Source organism: Flavobacterium sp. FG19 (genome assembly GCF_057809475.1).
Window position 1 is genome coordinate 169,016 of sequence record NZ_JBMDKA010000002.1, and the last position, 16,953, is coordinate 185,968.

The following is a 16,953-nucleotide window of genomic DNA, read 5'->3' on the forward strand; positions in this document are numbered from 1 at the left end:
TTATTGATTTTCAGTTTTTTTTACCAAACTTTTTTTTTTAATAACATGCCTGCGATAAATATATAATGCTATCTTTGCTGTAATTGGTATTCTGCCAATGCTCACTCTGATAAGCAGATCTGTCCATCTTGTAAAATTTGTCCTTCCTTACTCTTCAGTTTAGGCATACAGCCACCTTAATTTTTAAAACATTTTACATTATGAATATCTTTGTAGCAAAACTGGGGTTTGGAACCTCGGAGGATCAGGTACGCGACGCTTTCGCAGCTTATGGAACAGTAACCTCTGTAAAAATAATTATGGATCCGTTTACAGGTCGCTCAAAATGCTTCGGTTTTGTTGAAATGCCTGACCAATCTGATGCTGAAAAAGCAATAAAAGGCCTGAACAACTCTAAACTGGACAGCCAGACTTTAGTGGTAAACGAAGCCCGACCTAAGCCTGATGTTTTGGACTACAGCTCCAGCAGAGGCGCATCAAATTATTCTAAGGACAGAAGAAGATAGCTGCAGTCTCTGGCAATGCTCTGATCAGACCAGCGGCCAAATCTACATAGAGCTGATGCGTAATGGCTCGTTATTATTATAATAAATTTCTTTGCTTCAGACACTAATCTGAAACCAATAAATCATAATGCTTCTAGCAGGCATGGAATTAAACTTTACCTTTTTTTTATAACGGAAATTATCTTTTTTTTAAAATCAGAGCTGAAAACCTACCTGCGAAAGGCATCAGGTACAACTGTTGCTGCTTTTTTATAATCATCAATTGTATGGCGGTTGCCAGCTAAATTATAAATTTAAGATACTGCCATACATAATAATCATATTTACATGAAAAAATTTTCAGTACATGAGATCTGCACACATCTTCATGGCATAACTGACGGCAAAACGTCGGCAATGGTATCCTCTGCGGGGAGCCCTGAAACCGCCCAGCCACATCAGATTACTTTTCTCGGAAACAAAAAATTTGAAAGGCTTTGGCCGAAATCCAAAGCTCTTGTTGCTGTTGTGGATAAGAATAGCGTCCTAGATCCCGGCCCCGGCAGGGCACTGATCAAAGTAGACAGTGTTGAGCTGGCTATGTGCCGAGTGCTTGAACTTTTCAGACCTGTGGCTGTTAGGTTTGAAAACAACATCCATCACTCTGCAGTAATTCATAAGTCCGCTGAAATAGGCGATCAAACAAAAATAGGAGCCGGCGTCTACGTAGGCGTAGGATGCAAACTGGAACATAATGTCACTATTTACCCTAACGTTACCGTGCTTGACGGCTGTTTTTATCGGTTCTGGAACTGTTATATGGCCTGGGACTGTCATACGTGAAAACTGTCGCATCGGCCTAAGGACAATCATACATTCCAATGCTGTTATCGGTGCCGACGGGTTTGGTTTTGTGAAGTGTCCTGTTGAAGGACTCGTAAAGGTCCCCCATATCGGAAATGTTGTTATCGGTGATGATGTAGAAATCGGTGCGGGAGTCTGCATAGACCGCGCAAAATTCGCCTCAACTGTTATTGGAAATGGCTGTAAAATCGATAATCTGGTACAGATCGGGCATAACTGCATTGTAGGCGAACACTGCATCATCGCAGGAAATAGCGGACTGGCGGGTTCTGTGAAACTTGGCAGAGGCGTGGTCATCGGAGGGGGAAGCAGCATTAAGGATCATGTCACACTTGGAGACGGAGCTACCGTCGGCGGAGGATCGGGAGTAATCTCCGATGTCTGCGCAGGTGATACCGTATTAGGATATCCTGCTCTTAAAGCTGCTGTTACTTTGAAACACTGGGCATCGATCAAAGAAAAAAAAGTAATCCAATAGTTTAATTTAATACTGAAGCGAAATATGGCCGACTCATTTTTTAAAAAAGAAAATAACAAGAAAAAAGCTCTTCTTAAAAAGCAGAAAGCACTCAGGAAGCTTGAAAGAAAAACTAACAACCTCAAGGGCAAAGGCTTTCAGAGCATGATTATCTACGTGGATGAACATGGACATTTCACATCTATGGCTGCTGAAAGCCGCACGGTCAAAGAAAGCCACAAGAGAATGCTGTCCAAAGAACCAAAAACACCATCTGCTACGGGAAAGAACTAGATGCGTTATACTGCCGGCATGGTTGATGTACTGAGCACTGAGCTCTAAAAATTGACAGATACTCTATCATCAATAAAACCAAAGCGCTGAAATATGAAGCCAACGAGGATTTGATTATCTACCTGCAGAGCACCTCACCACGAAAGGATAAAGAAAGCAATTGACTTCCCTCTCCAAAAATGAAAATTCATGTTTGTTACCCGAATTTATGGTCCAAAGCCTGATGTCATTCACGATATCTGGAGTAAGTATTTTTATTACTAGCCTCTTTTTATAGCAGACTACTCTTAAAAATATATAATTTAACAAAAGCTTACATAATTCCCATGTTTGACATGGGAATTATGTAAAAAATTAAATTTTATTTTGTTACAAATCCTGCATTTCCGCTCCTTAGGGTATATTGCAGTTAGAAACATGCACGGCATCAGCAAACCCTTAATTTGGAATTGAAATTGAAAAGCTGTACATTTGATTTATGTTGAATTAACGCAAAAAATATGACCAAAAGGTTATTTAATCACATTTTGCTGGCAGACGACGATATCGATGACTGCGACTTTTTTGCCGAAGCCGTCAGGGACCACTTTCCTGATCTGAAACTCTCCATTTTGCATGATGGAGCCAAATTGATCAGTCTTCTTGAAAATCCCCAAACTCCTAAATCAGAACTGGTCTTCCTAGATCTTAATATGCCTATTATGTCTGGAGAGGAATGTCTTATAAAAATCAGAAATTCGGATGCCTTAAAAAAGCATATCATTATTGTTTTCAGCACCAGCAGCAATGCTGCGGATATCGAAAAAATGTATTCCCTTGGGGCAAATTATTTTATCACAAAACCAGTTGTATACAGCCATCTTCCTATTCTTATAAAAAAAGCATTATCTTTAGTGTCGCAGCCCGATAATCTCCAGCCAGCTTTTGAAAACTTCCACGTCAAGATATAAAGACTCCTTTGGGTCACTAAAAAATGGCGGAAAAATTAATTAGGCACTGCAAATATCATACTGTGTGCTATTCAATTTTCACGTTAATCCAAGAAAAGTCGAATCCATTCATCATAAAAAAATAATGGATTTTAAACATTTCCGCCACAAAAGCCAAGACAGGTTTACACAAAATCTGCCAGTCAAAATTTTATGAAAGTATGAAAGAATGTTGCCTCATAATTTTCTTCCGTGCATCTATCTGCCTGCAAATTTTCTGCAGATATTCAAAATCGTCTGCAAAGCCAAGCACAATATAACATTAAAAGACCAAAGAAGCGTGGCTGCAATAGAAATAAGACAGCATGCCTAAATATTAAAATCCAATGTGAAATATCCTGCCGCCATCTTCAGAAGTCTCCCATTCCATTTCTATTACAGTTCCTGCCAGCTTTTTAAGATCTTTATAATTACTCGGCTTGACAGCATAAAAATCTGCTCCTTGTTCAAATGCTTTTTCGACGCTAGATCTCTCGCTGTCAGTGGAATAAACAATTATATTCACTTTCATGCCTGATCTGGTTTCCTTTCTGATAGTTTCAATGCAATGAACCATCTCTATGCCAGGCATACTGGTATTGATAAAAATAAAATCAGGAAAAATATCAGACAATTTAGATAACTGGTCTATAAGCTGGTCTCTTGTGCTGATCTCTAGAATCTCAAATGGCTGATTTAGGGTCAGTAATGCCTCATGGAGCAGCATTCGGTCGTCCTCATCATGGTCAGCAATACATATAATCTTTTTGGAATTTTCAGGCTCGGTCATTATATTTAGTTTGTCAGGCAAACATAAAACTATAATCTAAGAATCCGCAGCCGCTTATATTTCTATAGTCCTTTGTAAATTTTTAAAAAATGGAATTACATCCGTTAATCCGGTTAATAATGTTTAAAGATAGTTCTACCATCATTACGAAACAATTAAAAGTAAAATAGTTTGACAATTTCCATGCTAAAAATGGGAATTATGTAATTTACTAGTAAGAATTTACGTTTAAAAGAATCAAATACTGATTTGATACCATTTCTGCCACCAAATTTTACGGCCTCCTTTTTAAATCAAATATTTTGTTCTCCTCATTATATACATTCTCTTAATTTGTTTTCAACTGCTGCTCAAAGGCTAACAATGCAATCTCATTTAGAAAATTATTTATCATCTCATCATTATTAAAATCCGGCTCTTTCATTGGACTATTTTTAACTAATTCTAACCCGAATATTTTCTTTATAAATTCTGGAAGCATATTGAGAATATTTTCGTCAGCAATTACTTTTTCAGGAAAAAAAAGCCTCGCGATTCTTTGTTTCATTAACACATCTGACAGCTTATAAACCTCCGCTAAGCGATAGAATATACTATCTCCTGTATTCTTTCCATAAAGCCCTGCCCCTGCATTTAAGGCCAGCTCACGCAATTCCGAAGCATATTTTTTCGAATAAGCTTTACAGTTTTCCTTTATCAGAAAATAATCATCATAATCAATTTTTCCTTCTGAAAAAAGCTTATGCGCATTTAAGCTTCTATCAATTGATCCATCCATTGCTTTTCCAATCTCACGCTTTTTTATTTGATAGTCCTGCTGTCTTCCCTTATCAATATCTTTCAATAAATCATTAGCTCTTTTGCAGAAAGAAACATCAATCTTGATATCCTGTAGAAACATCTGAAAGCCCGCATTAATATAGTCAGCCTTGATTCTATATTTGCATTTTCCGGTACAATGATAGTAATAGTATTTCCTGTTCCTTCCCTGTGAAGAACTTCCTGTTAGTGTTTTTCCGCAATCAGGACACAGCAGAATTCCCCTTAATAAATAGTTTTCATTAAGAACTCTTTTCTTTTTAACAAGTCTTGAGTTTCTCATATTTCCCAAAATTTTTTGTACTTGTTCAAAAAGTGCCACAGATACAATTCCTGCATGCAGTCCGTCAATAATCCTGCTCTTTTCATTTCCAGTTTCAGGGATTTTGATCTGACCGCAATAAATAGGATTTCGCACTAGAATGTAAAAGGCACTTCTACTGCATTTTAATCCTTTGGCCACAGCCTCTTTATATATTTCTGACAGCGTAACTCTTTTTGCCTTAACTATTTCTTCAAATACTTCCCTAATTATAAAAGCTTCAGGGGTATAAGCTGCAATATACTTTTTTCCATCTGCTGTTATTTTATTCCTATAACCTAAAGGAGCCTTATTAATCCAGCGGCCTTCAAGCCTCGCTTTCTGAAGACCTAAACTTACGTTCCGGCTTTTCTTATCATTTTCAACTTCAGATGTGGCCAGATACACGGCAAGTATGATCTTGCTTTCGGGTATGGAAAAATCAATAGGCTGATCTATGGCTTGAAGCGATACTCCTAATTTTTGAAGTTTCTCAAGCATTATGTAGGCATCTGTGATATTACGGCTGAATCTGTCCCAGTATGTAAAAAGAATAGTTGCAGGAGAATTTTTAAGATATTTGATCTTTGCCATTAATTTATTCCACGCCGGACGGTTAAATGTTTTAGCCGAAAAATCCTCAAATATCGTTTCAGCAATAACCAGACTGTTATATTTACAGTAATGCACAAGCCGTTCTAACTGGCTGCGCTGGGAATATCCTTTTACAGCCTGCTCATCGGTACTAACTCGTATGTACAGATAAACCACAGGCATAAGCAGGTAGATTTTACGGCGAAATCATTATTATTTAAAACGTAAAATTTAGGAAATTATTAGATACGCAACATGCTAAATGTAAACTGCATATACTTACAAGTTTATCAGTAAATTGTATTTTGAACAATAAAAATCTACCAGCCAGCATTAAAATAATCTTATATTTTAATCTGTGATTCTTGAAAAACTGCTAAATATACTACGTAGCATTGTTTCGTACAATACAGGAAACATCCTTGCAGAGGATCGGTACTTATACCTCAGATTTTGTCATAAATACAACCCTCTAAACCGACTACACGGTTTAGAGGGCTACAGTCACCCCTTTTAAGCCCCTGGCTTATGCTTATGTGGCTTAAGCTCCGGATGCTTTTCCTTATTGGGTGGATTAACACGCGGTCTTCTATCGGGAGTACCGTCCTCTTTTTTAGGTTTCGGTCCCGGCTTAATGGCTTGAATTTCCATAGCAAACTGTTTTAGATTATTAAATAATTTGTTTGTACTCATCACAAATATTCTTAATAACTTTCATTCCATACTACGGAAAACCATAATTCGAGAAAGAAATAAACCAATTTTTAACTCCAATAGAACAACAAATCAATTAATTCATAGAGCCAAAGAAAGATAATTCCGTCTTAACTTAAAAACATTCTTTTCAAATCCTCGATGATAGTTGTAGAATTGTATATTAGTTTATTGCTATAAACCACTTTAGTTTTTATAATTTTTGCATCAATCCCCAACAGGACATCTAAACCAAATTTACAAAGCCAATGGAAGACAGACCATTACATATAGAAAGCCAATCTCTTCAAATCATCTAAAAATGATGTTGTAATTTGTCCTGTCGAGTCACTTAAGGAGACAACTAGCAAATAGTTGTCTCTTTTTTTATGCCCAAACATATTGATTTTACAGGCCTTCACAGCCTAATATTTGTGGTTCGATTTTTTCACAGGAAATTCTTAGTCTGTTTGAAATAAACAGTCTTATCAGAGATTTAATCGAAGCTGAACGATGGTTCGAAATCCCGTTAAGGATATAGGATTTTTTTCTCTTTTGGTTTATTGTAATTATTTGATATTAAATATTGTTGTTCAACTGACGTTATAAATTGATTTTATTTCTCTATTCCCGTTATCTAATTTCTATTAACGAGTTCCATCTATTTTGCATAAGTTTAGAGTACGATCTTAACTTCTTTCCTTTTTTATTTTTTCACGATGCTGCATTCCCCATTTCGTCATAGCACCAACCACTTCTTCTAAAGTATTGCTGTACGGCAAAAGTTGATATTCTATACTTACAGGGTATCCAACATCGACTTTTTTAATGATAAAACCATTCATCTCAAGTTCTTTGAGCTCACTCGAAAGAACTCTTGCAGAAATTCCCGTTACCTGTCTCTGAATTTCCGTAAATCGATTATTACCTCTAGCTATAGCAATGATTATCATAAGTTTCCACTTTCCTCCTATTGCATAAAGCGCATCACTTACCGCCAGCAATACTTTATGGCATTCATCTGTAAATTCTTTATTTACTTCTGTATTTTCATTTTGATTTTTCATTCGCAAACATTTAGATTAGTCACTAACCTTTGAGTAACTACTAACAAATTGTAAGCGAATATACAATAATTTTGAAAATAGATAAAAGCAGTATTAATCTGAAACCGCGGCAGAATAATATTGCAGTTAAACATTTAAACATAGAAAATTATGACACTAGAATTTTTAGAAAAAAAAGAAAAACTAAGAAAATTAATAGATGATTACGCTGTTTTAGGAGATGATAAGAAAATTACGGAACAAATGGAATTATTTACACCGAACATAACCTATAAAGCCTTTATAGGCGGGATCGTTGTATCAGAAGTTTCGGGAAAAACCAACATGGAGAACGAATTTATGGGGCATGCATCACTGGTAAAAACCTACTTCACCCTTAATGGGCAGCATGAAGTACAAATTGACAATGATACTGCCTCTGGCGTATCATTCGCCCAAATAAAAATGATACGAGAAGTTGACGGAAAAAATGTATTAACAGACTACAGCGTTAGATATGATGATAAATACGTATTCCAAAACGACAAATGGCTTATAAACTATCGTGAGGGCCATTTTATTATTATTGAGGAAAAGCTATTAACTTCGTAATATGTAATCGAGGCTTGTAATTTATGCAAGCCTCAATTTTTCTTAAAAACTGGAAAGTAGTTTAAGTCTTTCATAAGCACACGTAATAGATTTGAATTTATTAATTTTGCTCTTATGAAAAAGAAAACAGTACGCAGTATTTCTGAGTTTAATAATGAACTTAAACTAAAAGGTTTTAAAGCCTTTCAGATTGAAGACGACAGTAATGCAACCCGCACTTACAGCCGAAAAGAGTTTTTTAAAATCTGCCTTACTACCGGCCATAGTAAAATACATTATGCGGATAAAAGTTTTGATCAAGACGGAACTATTTTATTTTTTGGCAACCCTAATATTCCTTATTCATGGGAAACGATTTCTACAAAGTACATCGGTTATACCATACTTTTTTCTGAAAATTTTTTGAAAAACTCCGAACGATCAGAAAGCCTTCATCAATCTCCTTTCTTTAAAATTGGTGGTACTCCCGTACTCCAAATCTCTGAAGAACAAAGACTTTTTCTAAATGGTCTTTTTCAGAAAATGATTGATGAACAGCAAAGCGACTATGTATACAAAGATGAATTAATACGTAATTATATTAATTTAATAATCCATGAATCACTGAAACTGCAGCCTTCAGAAAATTATAACGTAGGTAAAAACGGAACTGCCCGGATTGCTTCGATATTTTTGGAACTGCTCGAAAGACAATTTCCAATTGAAAACGCTGATAATCCGCTAAAACTGACAACTGCACAGCATTATGCACAAAGCCTGCATATTCATGTCAATTATTTAAATCGTGCAGTTAAAGAAATTACTGGAAAATCGACAACAACCCATATAACAGAAAGAATTACAACAGAGGCAAAAGCGCTTTTACAGCATACTGATTGGAATATTGCCGAAATAGGATATGCATTAGGTTTTGCCTACCCTACGTATTTTAATAATTTCTTCAAAAAACAAACAGGAACCAATCCTAAATCAATAAGAAACACCGAAGTTTGAAATTCTTATTTTTTGGTTTGATATTCTTTAACGGCACCACTTGGTGCCGTTTTACTTTTGTATCTGTAATTCAAAATATAATTTGATATGAAAATAACAGCATTTATTGCAATGACTTTCCTATTCATCGGACAGACATTCGCACAGAAAAAAGAAACGATTCAAAACAAAAAGAACATGAAAACAGAACAAGAACATTATACATTTCAACTAAGTGATAAAGTAACACGTCAAAAAGTGAGTTTTAACAATCGATATGGAATTACGCTGTCAGGCGATCTATATCTTCCAAAAAAACCGCAGACAAAATTATTACCCGCTTTAGCTGTAAGCGGCCCTTTTGGTGCGGTTAAAGAACAATCTTCAGGATTGTACGCCAATCAAATGGCAGAACGCGGCTATGCAGTTTTAGCATTTGATCCTTCGTATACAGGAGAAAGCAGCGGAGAACCTCGTAATATCGCCTCATCAGATATCAATACAGAAGATTTCAGCGCAGCTGTAGATTTTTTAGGACTGCAGAAAAATGTAGATAGAAACAAAATTGGTGTCATAGGGATATGCGGATTTGGAGGCTTTGCTCTGAACGCTGTTTCAATTGACAAACGTATAAAAGCGGTAGTTACGACAAGTATGTATGATATTCCACGAGCAGCATCAAAGGGATATTACGACAAAGTAACTTTGGAACAGCGTACCAAAACATTAGAAGAAATGAGTTTACAGCGTTGGAAAGATGCTGAAACTGGTAAACCAGAATATGGAAATTGTCCAAATCCAGATGCTATAAAAGGTGATGAACCACAATTTGTAAAAGATTATTATGACTACTATAAAACAGAACGAGGTTTTCATAAACGTTCCATCAACTCAAATGCTGCTTGGACAAAGACAAATGGTTTCTCAATAATGAATATACCAATATTGGCATACATTAAAGAAATAGCTCCAAGACCTATCTTGATTATTGCCGGCGAAAATGCCCATTCCAGATACTTCAGCGAAGATGTTTACAAAGCTGCTGCTGAACCAAAAGAGCTTTTGATTATAGCAGATACTGTTCACGTTGATTTGTATGACAGATTGGATAAAATTCCATTTGATAAACTAGATGCTTTTTTTAAGAATAATCTAAAATAGTTTGTCCAACTATTTTAAAAACTTGTAACTAAAATGGATACAAAAGCAACAAAAGAAGATGTTTTTGAACAGCTTTTGAATGGCGAAATTATCTCTTCCTCAAACGCTCAGGCTCATAGACTGCTTGAAGAATCTTTCATTACCAAAAAAACACTTCTTCGTTTAAATAATACAGCCGATCCTTCGGAAATCCGTTCTCTTTTAAGCGAAATTATTACTAGTACAATTGATCCGAGTACTACTATATTTACGCCCATTCATATTAATTATGGAAAGAATATCAAAATAGGAAAAAACGTCTTTATCAATTTTGACTGTACTCTTTTGGATTTAGGCGGTATTACAATAGATGATAATGTACTGATTGCACCAAGAGTAAATATCATTTCGGAAGGACATCCTATTTCCAGTCAAAATAGACAATCACTTGTGCCTGGTGCTGTACATATCAAAAAAAATGCTTGGATCGGAACTGCGGCAACTATTCTGTCGGGTGTAACTGTTGGAGAAAATTCAATAGTTGCTGCGGGAGCAGTAGTTGCAAAAGATGTGCCTGATAATACAATAGTTGGCGGTATTCCAGCAAAAATTATTAAAGCTATTCAAGAATGAAAATAAAAAAATTAATTCTTACATTTATAACAACTTCAATTTTAACTGCATGCAGTTCTAAATCAGAAAACAAAATGAGTACAACAGAAATTTTTCCTCAGGGAGAACCTCTACCAAACGAATGGTTTACAGGCAATGCATTTTTAAAGTCTTTAGTTGCTCGTGATAAAAACAATGAATTTTCAGCTGGAAGCGTAACATTTGAACCAGGAGCAAGAACCAACTGGCATACGCACCCAAAAGGACAAGTTTTACTAGTTACTGAGGGAATTGGATTTTACCAAGAAGAAGGGAAACAAGCTCAAAAGATTAGCAAAGGAGACGTGATAAACATCCCTGAAAATATAAAGCACTGGCACGGGGCATCTGCTGATTCAAAAATGGTGCATATTGCTATTACAAATTTTAAAGATGACAGTCAGGTCACATGGCTTGAAGCTGTTAGTGACGAAGACTATGAATCTGCAAATAAATAGCAGGGAGAAATAAAGCCAGAAAATAAATCTGGCTTTTCTAGTTTTTATTAATTCCTTAAAAATATTAAACACCAAATTTCTGCATAAAAATAATGACATCATCTGTGCTTGATAACTTTTTGTCTCCCAAATAACTAATAAAAGATAAAATATAAAAAGAGTACTTGCAACAAATTTAAGTATACATCTGTTTTAACGATTTTTAAAGTTTTACCCCTTACTGTAAATACAAACCGCACTAGAATTAAAACTTAAAATAATTATCTTACAAATTCATTTGAAAATAAGCTAATTTCTTTAAATCATTCATAAAATGCTTTGTAAATTGTTCAGTAAGTATCACAAAAAGAGATAACTAGGAAATAGTTGTCTCTTTTTTTATGCCCTAATGTACAGATTTTTGAACCCTTTACGGGATCAATCACAAAATCTGGGGAGAAATAAAATATAAATTCTAATCTTTAAAAAAAATAAAGAATTGGAATCCTATATAGAACTTCTAAAATTGATTTTTCCCAAGTTTTTGATAGAAAACTTTATGCTGCATGATCTGCTTTGCCTGCAAATACCGTTCTGAGACTATATGATACATCGCGTTTAAAGAAATGGTTTTAGCGCCCCGGAGAGTAATGCATTGCTGGATTATTGCAATACTCTATTTCTTTTTGAAAAACTAGTAGGGCGCCCGAAATTCCAAAAAAACAGATACAGCGGCCCGAAAAATAATCCGAGGTAACTGTGCAGTTTAAATGGGGTCTTTGTAATCTTTTTCACTTCTAAATTACAGTATCACAATTTTAGTTTTAGAGATAAAACCACCTGACGAAGGGTTCCCGGAGTAATCATACCACGTCCGCCGTACCAATAGTGTTCATTGAGCAGGTTATTGGCTGAAAGCGAAAATACATAACCTGTTTTCTCAAAACTTAGAACCGAATTGATTAAGGTATAAGGATTATTATAAAAAGAACCATTGGTGTTATTAATTATCAAATCTCTGCCATAATGACTGCCGCCTAAACCTAAAGAAAAGCCATTTAATGCTTTTGACTGCGGAGCGTAATTAACGTACCAGGTTCCTGATAGCTTAGGACCGGCATCTACAGGTCTTAAACCTTGGGTAAGGGCATCGGAAACAATAAGTTTACTATCATTATAAGCAAAACCTGCATGCAGAAACAGTTCTTTCATCGGATTTGATTCTAAATCGGCTTCAAAACCTTTACTGCGCTGCTCTCCATCCTGCAGATAGGAAGCTGTATCATTCGGGTTCTGTCTTACCACATTGGTTACATCAATATTATAATAACTCAAAACTGCATCCAACAAATTTTTCCTTAGAGAAACTTTAACGCCCGATTCCCACTGATTTCCAAAAACGGGCTGGAAATTTGTCATCTGTCCGTTTACCGATTGCGGTGCCTGAGGCTGAAAACCATTCATATAATTAGCAAACAATGCTATTCTGTCAGGAATAATCTGGTAATTGATTCCCAATTTCGGAGAAACAGCCGTCTGCGTATAATCGCCGGTTGTTGTTGCTGTTAATAAATCCTCCGTGCCTTTGTTATTGATGTAATTGATTCGGGCACTAAGCATGACACTTAAATTCTCCAGCGGGTTAATAACATCTGAAACATATACTGAATAATGATCCTGAATTGCCTTATAATTCTCTCCATAGGGTTTTGAAACCAATTGATCAGTAATATATTCATTATTGAAATAATCATTTTGAGGATCTGCAGCCGTGGCAGACACTTTGGTAAAATTCACAGATTTACTGGCAATGCCATACAGGTAATGGTAATATTCAACCCCTGCAACGAGCCTGTTCTTCATATTTCCGATTCTGAAATTCCCGACAAAGTCCTGCTGAATCTGCTGGCTGGTGATGTTTTCCGGATACATTCTATACACCCGTCGCGTCACATTCTGGCTGTCATCATCCAGTCTCAGCCGTATGTAGTCCCCGGGAGTTTTATTATTCACTGAGATTAAATTGGTTTCCGATTTCCAGTTTTCTGAAAGCCTGTAGCTGATTTTTCCGTAAATATTGACCGCCTTGTTGTTAAGCGTAACCGAGTTGTCATTGAAAGAACGGTAATAATCCAGATTAAGCCCGTCAGCTGATTTGGCAGTTCCCAAAGCCACCTGATACAGCGGATTATTGGTTGCCGTCTTGTTTAAAATTTCGGCATCAAGCTGAATATTTAAATCATCGCTCAGCTTATAAGAAATGCCGGGAGCTAAAAAAAATGTTTTTGAAAAACCCTGATCCTGAAAAGTGCCATTGTAGGTATAAGCGCCGGTCAATCGTGCCAGAACCTTTCCTTCCTTGTCAAGAGGCCTGTTGATATCAAGGGTCAAGCGCTGCAGATTATAAGATCCGCCCGCTGCAGTAATGTCAGCAAAAGCGGTATTCTGGGGTTTTACGGTAACACGGTTAATGAGTCCCCCGAAAGTAACCATAGTAGCACCGCCTCCTCCAAAAATTACCCCGCTCGGACCTTTAATCACTTCCAGCTGGGCAATATTGACCGGATCCATATCTGAGGCCGCATAACCGTTTACGCCATTTCTGAAACTGGAGCGGGTACGAAATCCCCTGATGGAATAATAAGGTGAAATTCCAGCCCAGCTCGGAGCAACACCGGCCGCATTGAGCAGCATAGCGCCCTGGGTGAAAAAATTCCTGTTTTTAATAAGCTGTGGTGAAACCGAAGCGGTCACCTGAGGATTTTCCAGGTTTCTCAGCGGCAGTTTAGAAGCCAGTTCACTGGAAACATCCCTGGACTTTCTGACCCCTTCAATAATCACCTCGTCCATCAAGGTATACTTGGCGGCTGTGCTGTCTTTTATTTGTGCATATAGTGGCAGTGCAGCCAACAGAGCCACTGCAAAAAATATCTGTTTTTTCATTCTAAATAATGATTTTAATGTGCTGCCGATGAGTCAAATACAGCAGTGGTAAATCAGGAAAACAGGAAATGTTCCTTTCTTCTCTGGCATAATTTTAATTCGTCTAAGTTTTGCGGCAGAATCATAACGAAATTTTGCTTCTTTTAATCATGGCAGAATACTGCCTATAAAAAACAGCATCCCGAACTTTTAAGAAATGCCGTATTGCAAAACCAAAAAGCATCTAATTATTCCCTAAAAATTTAGTATCGCTCAGCGTTTTCATAAATGCGATAAGATTTGTTTTTTCTTCCTCTGTCAGCGGAATCTTTTTATCATTATTTCTAAAAACAGGATCAAGGTTATCAGCGTCTAAAACGCCATTATTGAAATAATCCAAAACCGATCTCAAAGTAGCAAACTGTCCAAAGCTTCCGTATGGAGCCGTATATTCTATGTTTCGAAGAGTTGGAACCCTAAAACTCATAAAATCTTCGGCAGCTCCCGTAACTCTCGCACGTCCGGCTTCATTGGTATCCATATTTAAAGGAAAACCAATATTTCTAAAACTCTGATCGGTAAATAACTCTCCTGCATGACAGCTTGCACATTTCTGCTGAAAAGTTTGATAACCTTTTAATTCGCTTTCTGTAAAAGAAACTTCTTTGCGTTTTACTTTATCGTATTTACTGTTGGCAGAAATCAGCGTGTATTCAAACTGTGCAATGCTTTTATAGATTCTTTCAGGTGTAATATTTTCATCTCCAAAAGTTTTTCTGAACAAATCTTTATAAACAGCATCATCTTTAATTTTTCCGATTACTTCTAAAATTGACGAATCCATTTCTTCATGCGTGATAATGGGTACTAAAGGCTGATTTTCCAACTGTAATTTACTTCCGTCCCAATTGTAAAACTTCATAAAAGCCAAATTCTGAATCGACGGTGTATTTCGAAGTCCGATTCTGCCTTCAATTCCGACTGCTTGTGTTTTCTGATCTGTAAAAGCATTTTCCTGAATATGACAGCTGGAACACGAAATCGTATTGTCTGCACTGAATCGTTTATCCGAAAACAATTTTTCTCCTAATTCTACACCATACTGCGTCGGTTTGTTCTGACTTACAAAAGTGTTTAGTTCTGGAAAACCAGCTGGAATCTTTAAATTAAATTCAGGATTATCAATAGCCAGCATTTCCGAATCTTCACTATTACAAGAAGTCAGAAACAATATCGCTATTACGAAACCTAGTATTTTTTTCATTTTAAATGAATTTTAAAAATTGAGCCGTTTAAACAGCTCTGGAAATAGTACACGGATGAAACGGATTCGCTATCGCGAAGACGCCTATTTTAACGGATTTTTTTAAATCTATCTTTACTTTACGAAGTAAATCTGTTTCATCCGCGTACCCTTTTTTAGTTTTCTACAGCAGTCACAGAAAACATTCCTGTAATATCGCTTGATCCGTTTCCACCTAAATTATCCACAAATTTTACCATTTGAGCCGCTGTATGAATATTTGGAGTGGCATTATCATTCATCCCGGAACCTGTAGATAAAGTAATGGTATTGGTTTTTCCGCTTAACAGTTTATCAAAATCAGCTTTAATTTTGATTTTTGGTGCTTTGCTTCCCACCACCGCATTTGCAGTCAGGTTTAAAGTAATATCTCTGTACGCATTTACACCTTGCGTGTAATTTGGAGCAGTTCCTTCAACAGTACTTCCGGTATGGATAGACATAGTTTTGTTGTCAGTATCATAAAAACCTTCAATTTTCGTAAAACGATATCCTGAACCCCATTCCCACATCATTTCAGTATCGTTGGCTCCTGCGGCTGCGTAGAAATTTGGAAATCTAGCCTGGTCTAAAGTATTTTGTTCTTGTTTAATTCCTAAACCAAATTTTATCTGTTTGTAGGTCGCAGAAGGCACATTGCTTAAAATATAACTCAAAGAAGCTGCCTTTGCCTGATCAATAACTGCCGCTCCTTTATCCAAATCGTTTACATTATAAGGAACTTCGTCTCCGTTATCTTTTACCAGACGAATATTGCTGATTACATATTTCAATTCTGAGAAATGGTGTACTTGTCCTGCCGCAGAAGTATTGGCTGCAGCCGAAGTCGAAGCCGCATTTCCTAAAACAATAGTGGTATTTTTAAAAGTATTATTGAATTCTAATGTTACATTATTGGCAGCCGGGTTATCATCGTCGCTTGAACAAGAGACGAAAGCTAAAGAAGCAAGGGATAATAAAAGGTATTTTTTAAAATTTTGCATTTTGTGATATTTAAATTTTTGTAATTAATTATGCCAAAAAAGATGCTTTTGTTACATCTTTTTAGATTCTAACTGTAAATAATTTTAAACACATAGAAACATAGATTTTACTTGACCTGATAAAGATTAAATAAAAATGACAAGTCATTTAACACATAGATATGTGTATTGATGCAAGTGAAACGCCTTTTTCTAAACTCCGAAAAACTATGTTTCTATGTGTTTAAATTAATTTTAATTGAGGAAAATTAATCAGCAGATGGGCGGCGGTACAAAAATCTCGAGACAAGGTTCTGTTTGGCCAGTCTCTTTATATATCAATACTTTTCTGGAATTTATTTCTTTTACGATATTGATTGTAAATTCAATTTCCGAATTCAAAATAATATCAATGTTTTTACTGATACTCGTTAGTTCTAAATCACTGTTATTATCCGATTTTTCGAGTTCTTTCTTCAAATGACATTTACCATGACATTGTAATTCTGGTTTTGCTTTATTGACGCAGAATTCCTTTTCTATACTTTTCTGATTCAGTTTAAAGTGCACAATAATCAATGCCTGCTGGAAAGAAATCAGCAGTAAGAGCATTATCATTGTGAAACTAAAAACCTTTTTCATT

At 36.1% G+C, this 16,953-nt stretch carries 18 protein-coding genes; 10 read left to right on the forward strand and 8 right to left on the reverse strand.

Translation table 11 applies throughout. The features are described from left to right. The first annotated feature begins 200 nt into the window (after nt 1-200). The 5 genes from rbp to ACODST_RS02735 all read left to right on the forward strand — a co-directional run bounded on the left by rbp (nt 201) and on the right by ACODST_RS02735 (nt 3,050). On the forward strand, nt 201-506 hold the full coding sequence (gene rbp / locus ACODST_RS02715) for an RNA-binding regulator (RefSeq protein ID WP_433831401.1): 306 nt from the start codon (nt 201-203) through the stop codon (nt 504-506). A 327-nt stretch (nt 507-833) separates the two neighbouring features. Beyond that, the gene (locus ACODST_RS02720) at nt 834-1,328 is read left to right on the forward strand and encodes an LpxD N-terminal domain-containing protein (protein WP_488930580.1); all 495 of its coding nucleotides are present in this window, start codon (nt 834-836) and stop codon (nt 1,326-1,328) included. Next, the gene (locus tag ACODST_RS02725) at nt 1,240-1,827 is read left to right on the forward strand and encodes a UDP-3-O-(3-hydroxymyristoyl)glucosamine N-acyltransferase (protein WP_488930581.1); all 588 of its coding nucleotides are present in this window, start codon (nt 1,240-1,242) and stop codon (nt 1,825-1,827) included. The genes ACODST_RS02720 and ACODST_RS02725 overlap by 89 nt, the downstream gene beginning before the upstream one ends. 24 nt (nt 1,828-1,851) lie before the next feature. Then, nucleotides 1,852-2,100 (forward strand): hypothetical protein, encoded by a 249-nt coding sequence (locus ACODST_RS02730; RefSeq protein WP_281233807.1) that lies wholly within the window; start codon nt 1,852-1,854, stop codon nt 2,098-2,100. Nucleotides 2,101-2,600: 500 nt separating this feature from the next. Further along, the gene (locus tag ACODST_RS02735; protein ID WP_331139919.1) at nt 2,601-3,050 is read left to right on the forward strand and encodes a response regulator; all 450 of its coding nucleotides are present in this window, start codon (nt 2,601-2,603) and stop codon (nt 3,048-3,050) included. A gap of 355 nt (nt 3,051-3,405) precedes the next feature. Here the strand turns inward: ACODST_RS02735 and ACODST_RS02740 are convergent, their stop codons facing one another. The 4 genes from ACODST_RS02740 to ACODST_RS02755 all read right to left on the reverse strand — a co-directional run bounded on the left by ACODST_RS02740 (nt 3,406) and on the right by ACODST_RS02755 (nt 7,332). Beyond that, on the reverse strand, nt 3,406-3,858 hold the full coding sequence (locus tag ACODST_RS02740; RefSeq protein WP_488930582.1) for a response regulator: 453 nt from the start codon (nt 3,856-3,858) through the stop codon (nt 3,406-3,408). Between the two features lie 328 nt (nt 3,859-4,186). Next, on the reverse strand, nt 4,187-5,755 hold the full coding sequence (locus ACODST_RS02745) for a recombinase family protein (RefSeq protein WP_488930583.1): 1,569 nt from the start codon (nt 5,753-5,755) through the stop codon (nt 4,187-4,189). Between the two features lie 330 nt (nt 5,756-6,085). Further along, complete coding sequence (locus ACODST_RS02750; protein WP_488930755.1) at nt 6,086-6,265, reverse strand: hypothetical protein; 180 nt, start codon at nt 6,263-6,265, stop codon at nt 6,086-6,088. Between the two features lie 689 nt (nt 6,266-6,954). Then, complete coding sequence (locus tag ACODST_RS02755; RefSeq protein WP_488930584.1) at nt 6,955-7,332, reverse strand: winged helix-turn-helix transcriptional regulator; 378 nt, start codon at nt 7,330-7,332, stop codon at nt 6,955-6,957. Nucleotides 7,333-7,482: 150 nt separating this feature from the next. Between ACODST_RS02755 and ACODST_RS02760 the strand changes: the two genes are divergently transcribed. The 5 genes from ACODST_RS02760 to ACODST_RS02780 all read left to right on the forward strand — a co-directional run bounded on the left by ACODST_RS02760 (nt 7,483) and on the right by ACODST_RS02780 (nt 11,144). After that, complete coding sequence (locus ACODST_RS02760) at nt 7,483-7,923, forward strand: nuclear transport factor 2 family protein (protein ID WP_488930585.1); 441 nt, start codon at nt 7,483-7,485, stop codon at nt 7,921-7,923. A 114-nt stretch (nt 7,924-8,037) separates the two neighbouring features. After that, nucleotides 8,038-8,916: a helix-turn-helix domain-containing protein gene (locus tag ACODST_RS02765; protein ID WP_488930586.1), complete on the forward strand. Its 879-nt coding sequence runs from the start codon at nt 8,038-8,040 to the stop codon at nt 8,914-8,916. Nucleotides 8,917-9,003: 87 nt separating this feature from the next. Next, nucleotides 9,004-10,056, forward strand: a complete 1,053-nt coding sequence (locus ACODST_RS02770; RefSeq protein ID WP_488930587.1) for an alpha/beta hydrolase — start codon at nt 9,004-9,006, stop codon at nt 10,054-10,056. A 33-nt stretch (nt 10,057-10,089) separates the two neighbouring features. Further along, complete coding sequence (locus tag ACODST_RS02775) at nt 10,090-10,668, forward strand: sugar O-acetyltransferase (RefSeq protein WP_488930588.1); 579 nt, start codon at nt 10,090-10,092, stop codon at nt 10,666-10,668. Beyond that, the gene (locus tag ACODST_RS02780; RefSeq protein WP_488930589.1) at nt 10,665-11,144 is read left to right on the forward strand and encodes a (R)-mandelonitrile lyase; all 480 of its coding nucleotides are present in this window, start codon (nt 10,665-10,667) and stop codon (nt 11,142-11,144) included. The genes ACODST_RS02775 and ACODST_RS02780 overlap by 4 nt, the downstream gene beginning before the upstream one ends. Before the next feature lie 789 nt (nt 11,145-11,933). Here ACODST_RS02780 and ACODST_RS02785 read toward each other — a convergent pair. From ACODST_RS02785 to ACODST_RS02800, 4 genes are all read right to left on the reverse strand, one after another. Then, nucleotides 11,934-14,066: a TonB-dependent siderophore receptor gene (locus ACODST_RS02785; RefSeq protein WP_488930590.1), complete on the reverse strand. Its 2,133-nt coding sequence runs from the start codon at nt 14,064-14,066 to the stop codon at nt 11,934-11,936. A 223-nt stretch (nt 14,067-14,289) separates the two neighbouring features. Continuing rightward, on the reverse strand, nt 14,290-15,309 hold the full coding sequence (locus ACODST_RS02790) for a cytochrome-c peroxidase (RefSeq protein ID WP_488930591.1): 1,020 nt from the start codon (nt 15,307-15,309) through the stop codon (nt 14,290-14,292). 155 nt (nt 15,310-15,464) lie between these two features. Next, on the reverse strand, nt 15,465-16,331 hold the full coding sequence (locus ACODST_RS02795) for an MbnP family protein (protein WP_488930592.1): 867 nt from the start codon (nt 16,329-16,331) through the stop codon (nt 15,465-15,467). Nucleotides 16,332-16,583: 252 nt separating this feature from the next. Further along, the gene (locus ACODST_RS02800) at nt 16,584-16,952 is read right to left on the reverse strand and encodes a hypothetical protein (protein WP_488930593.1); all 369 of its coding nucleotides are present in this window, start codon (nt 16,950-16,952) and stop codon (nt 16,584-16,586) included. Nucleotide 16,953 lies beyond the last annotated feature (1 nt).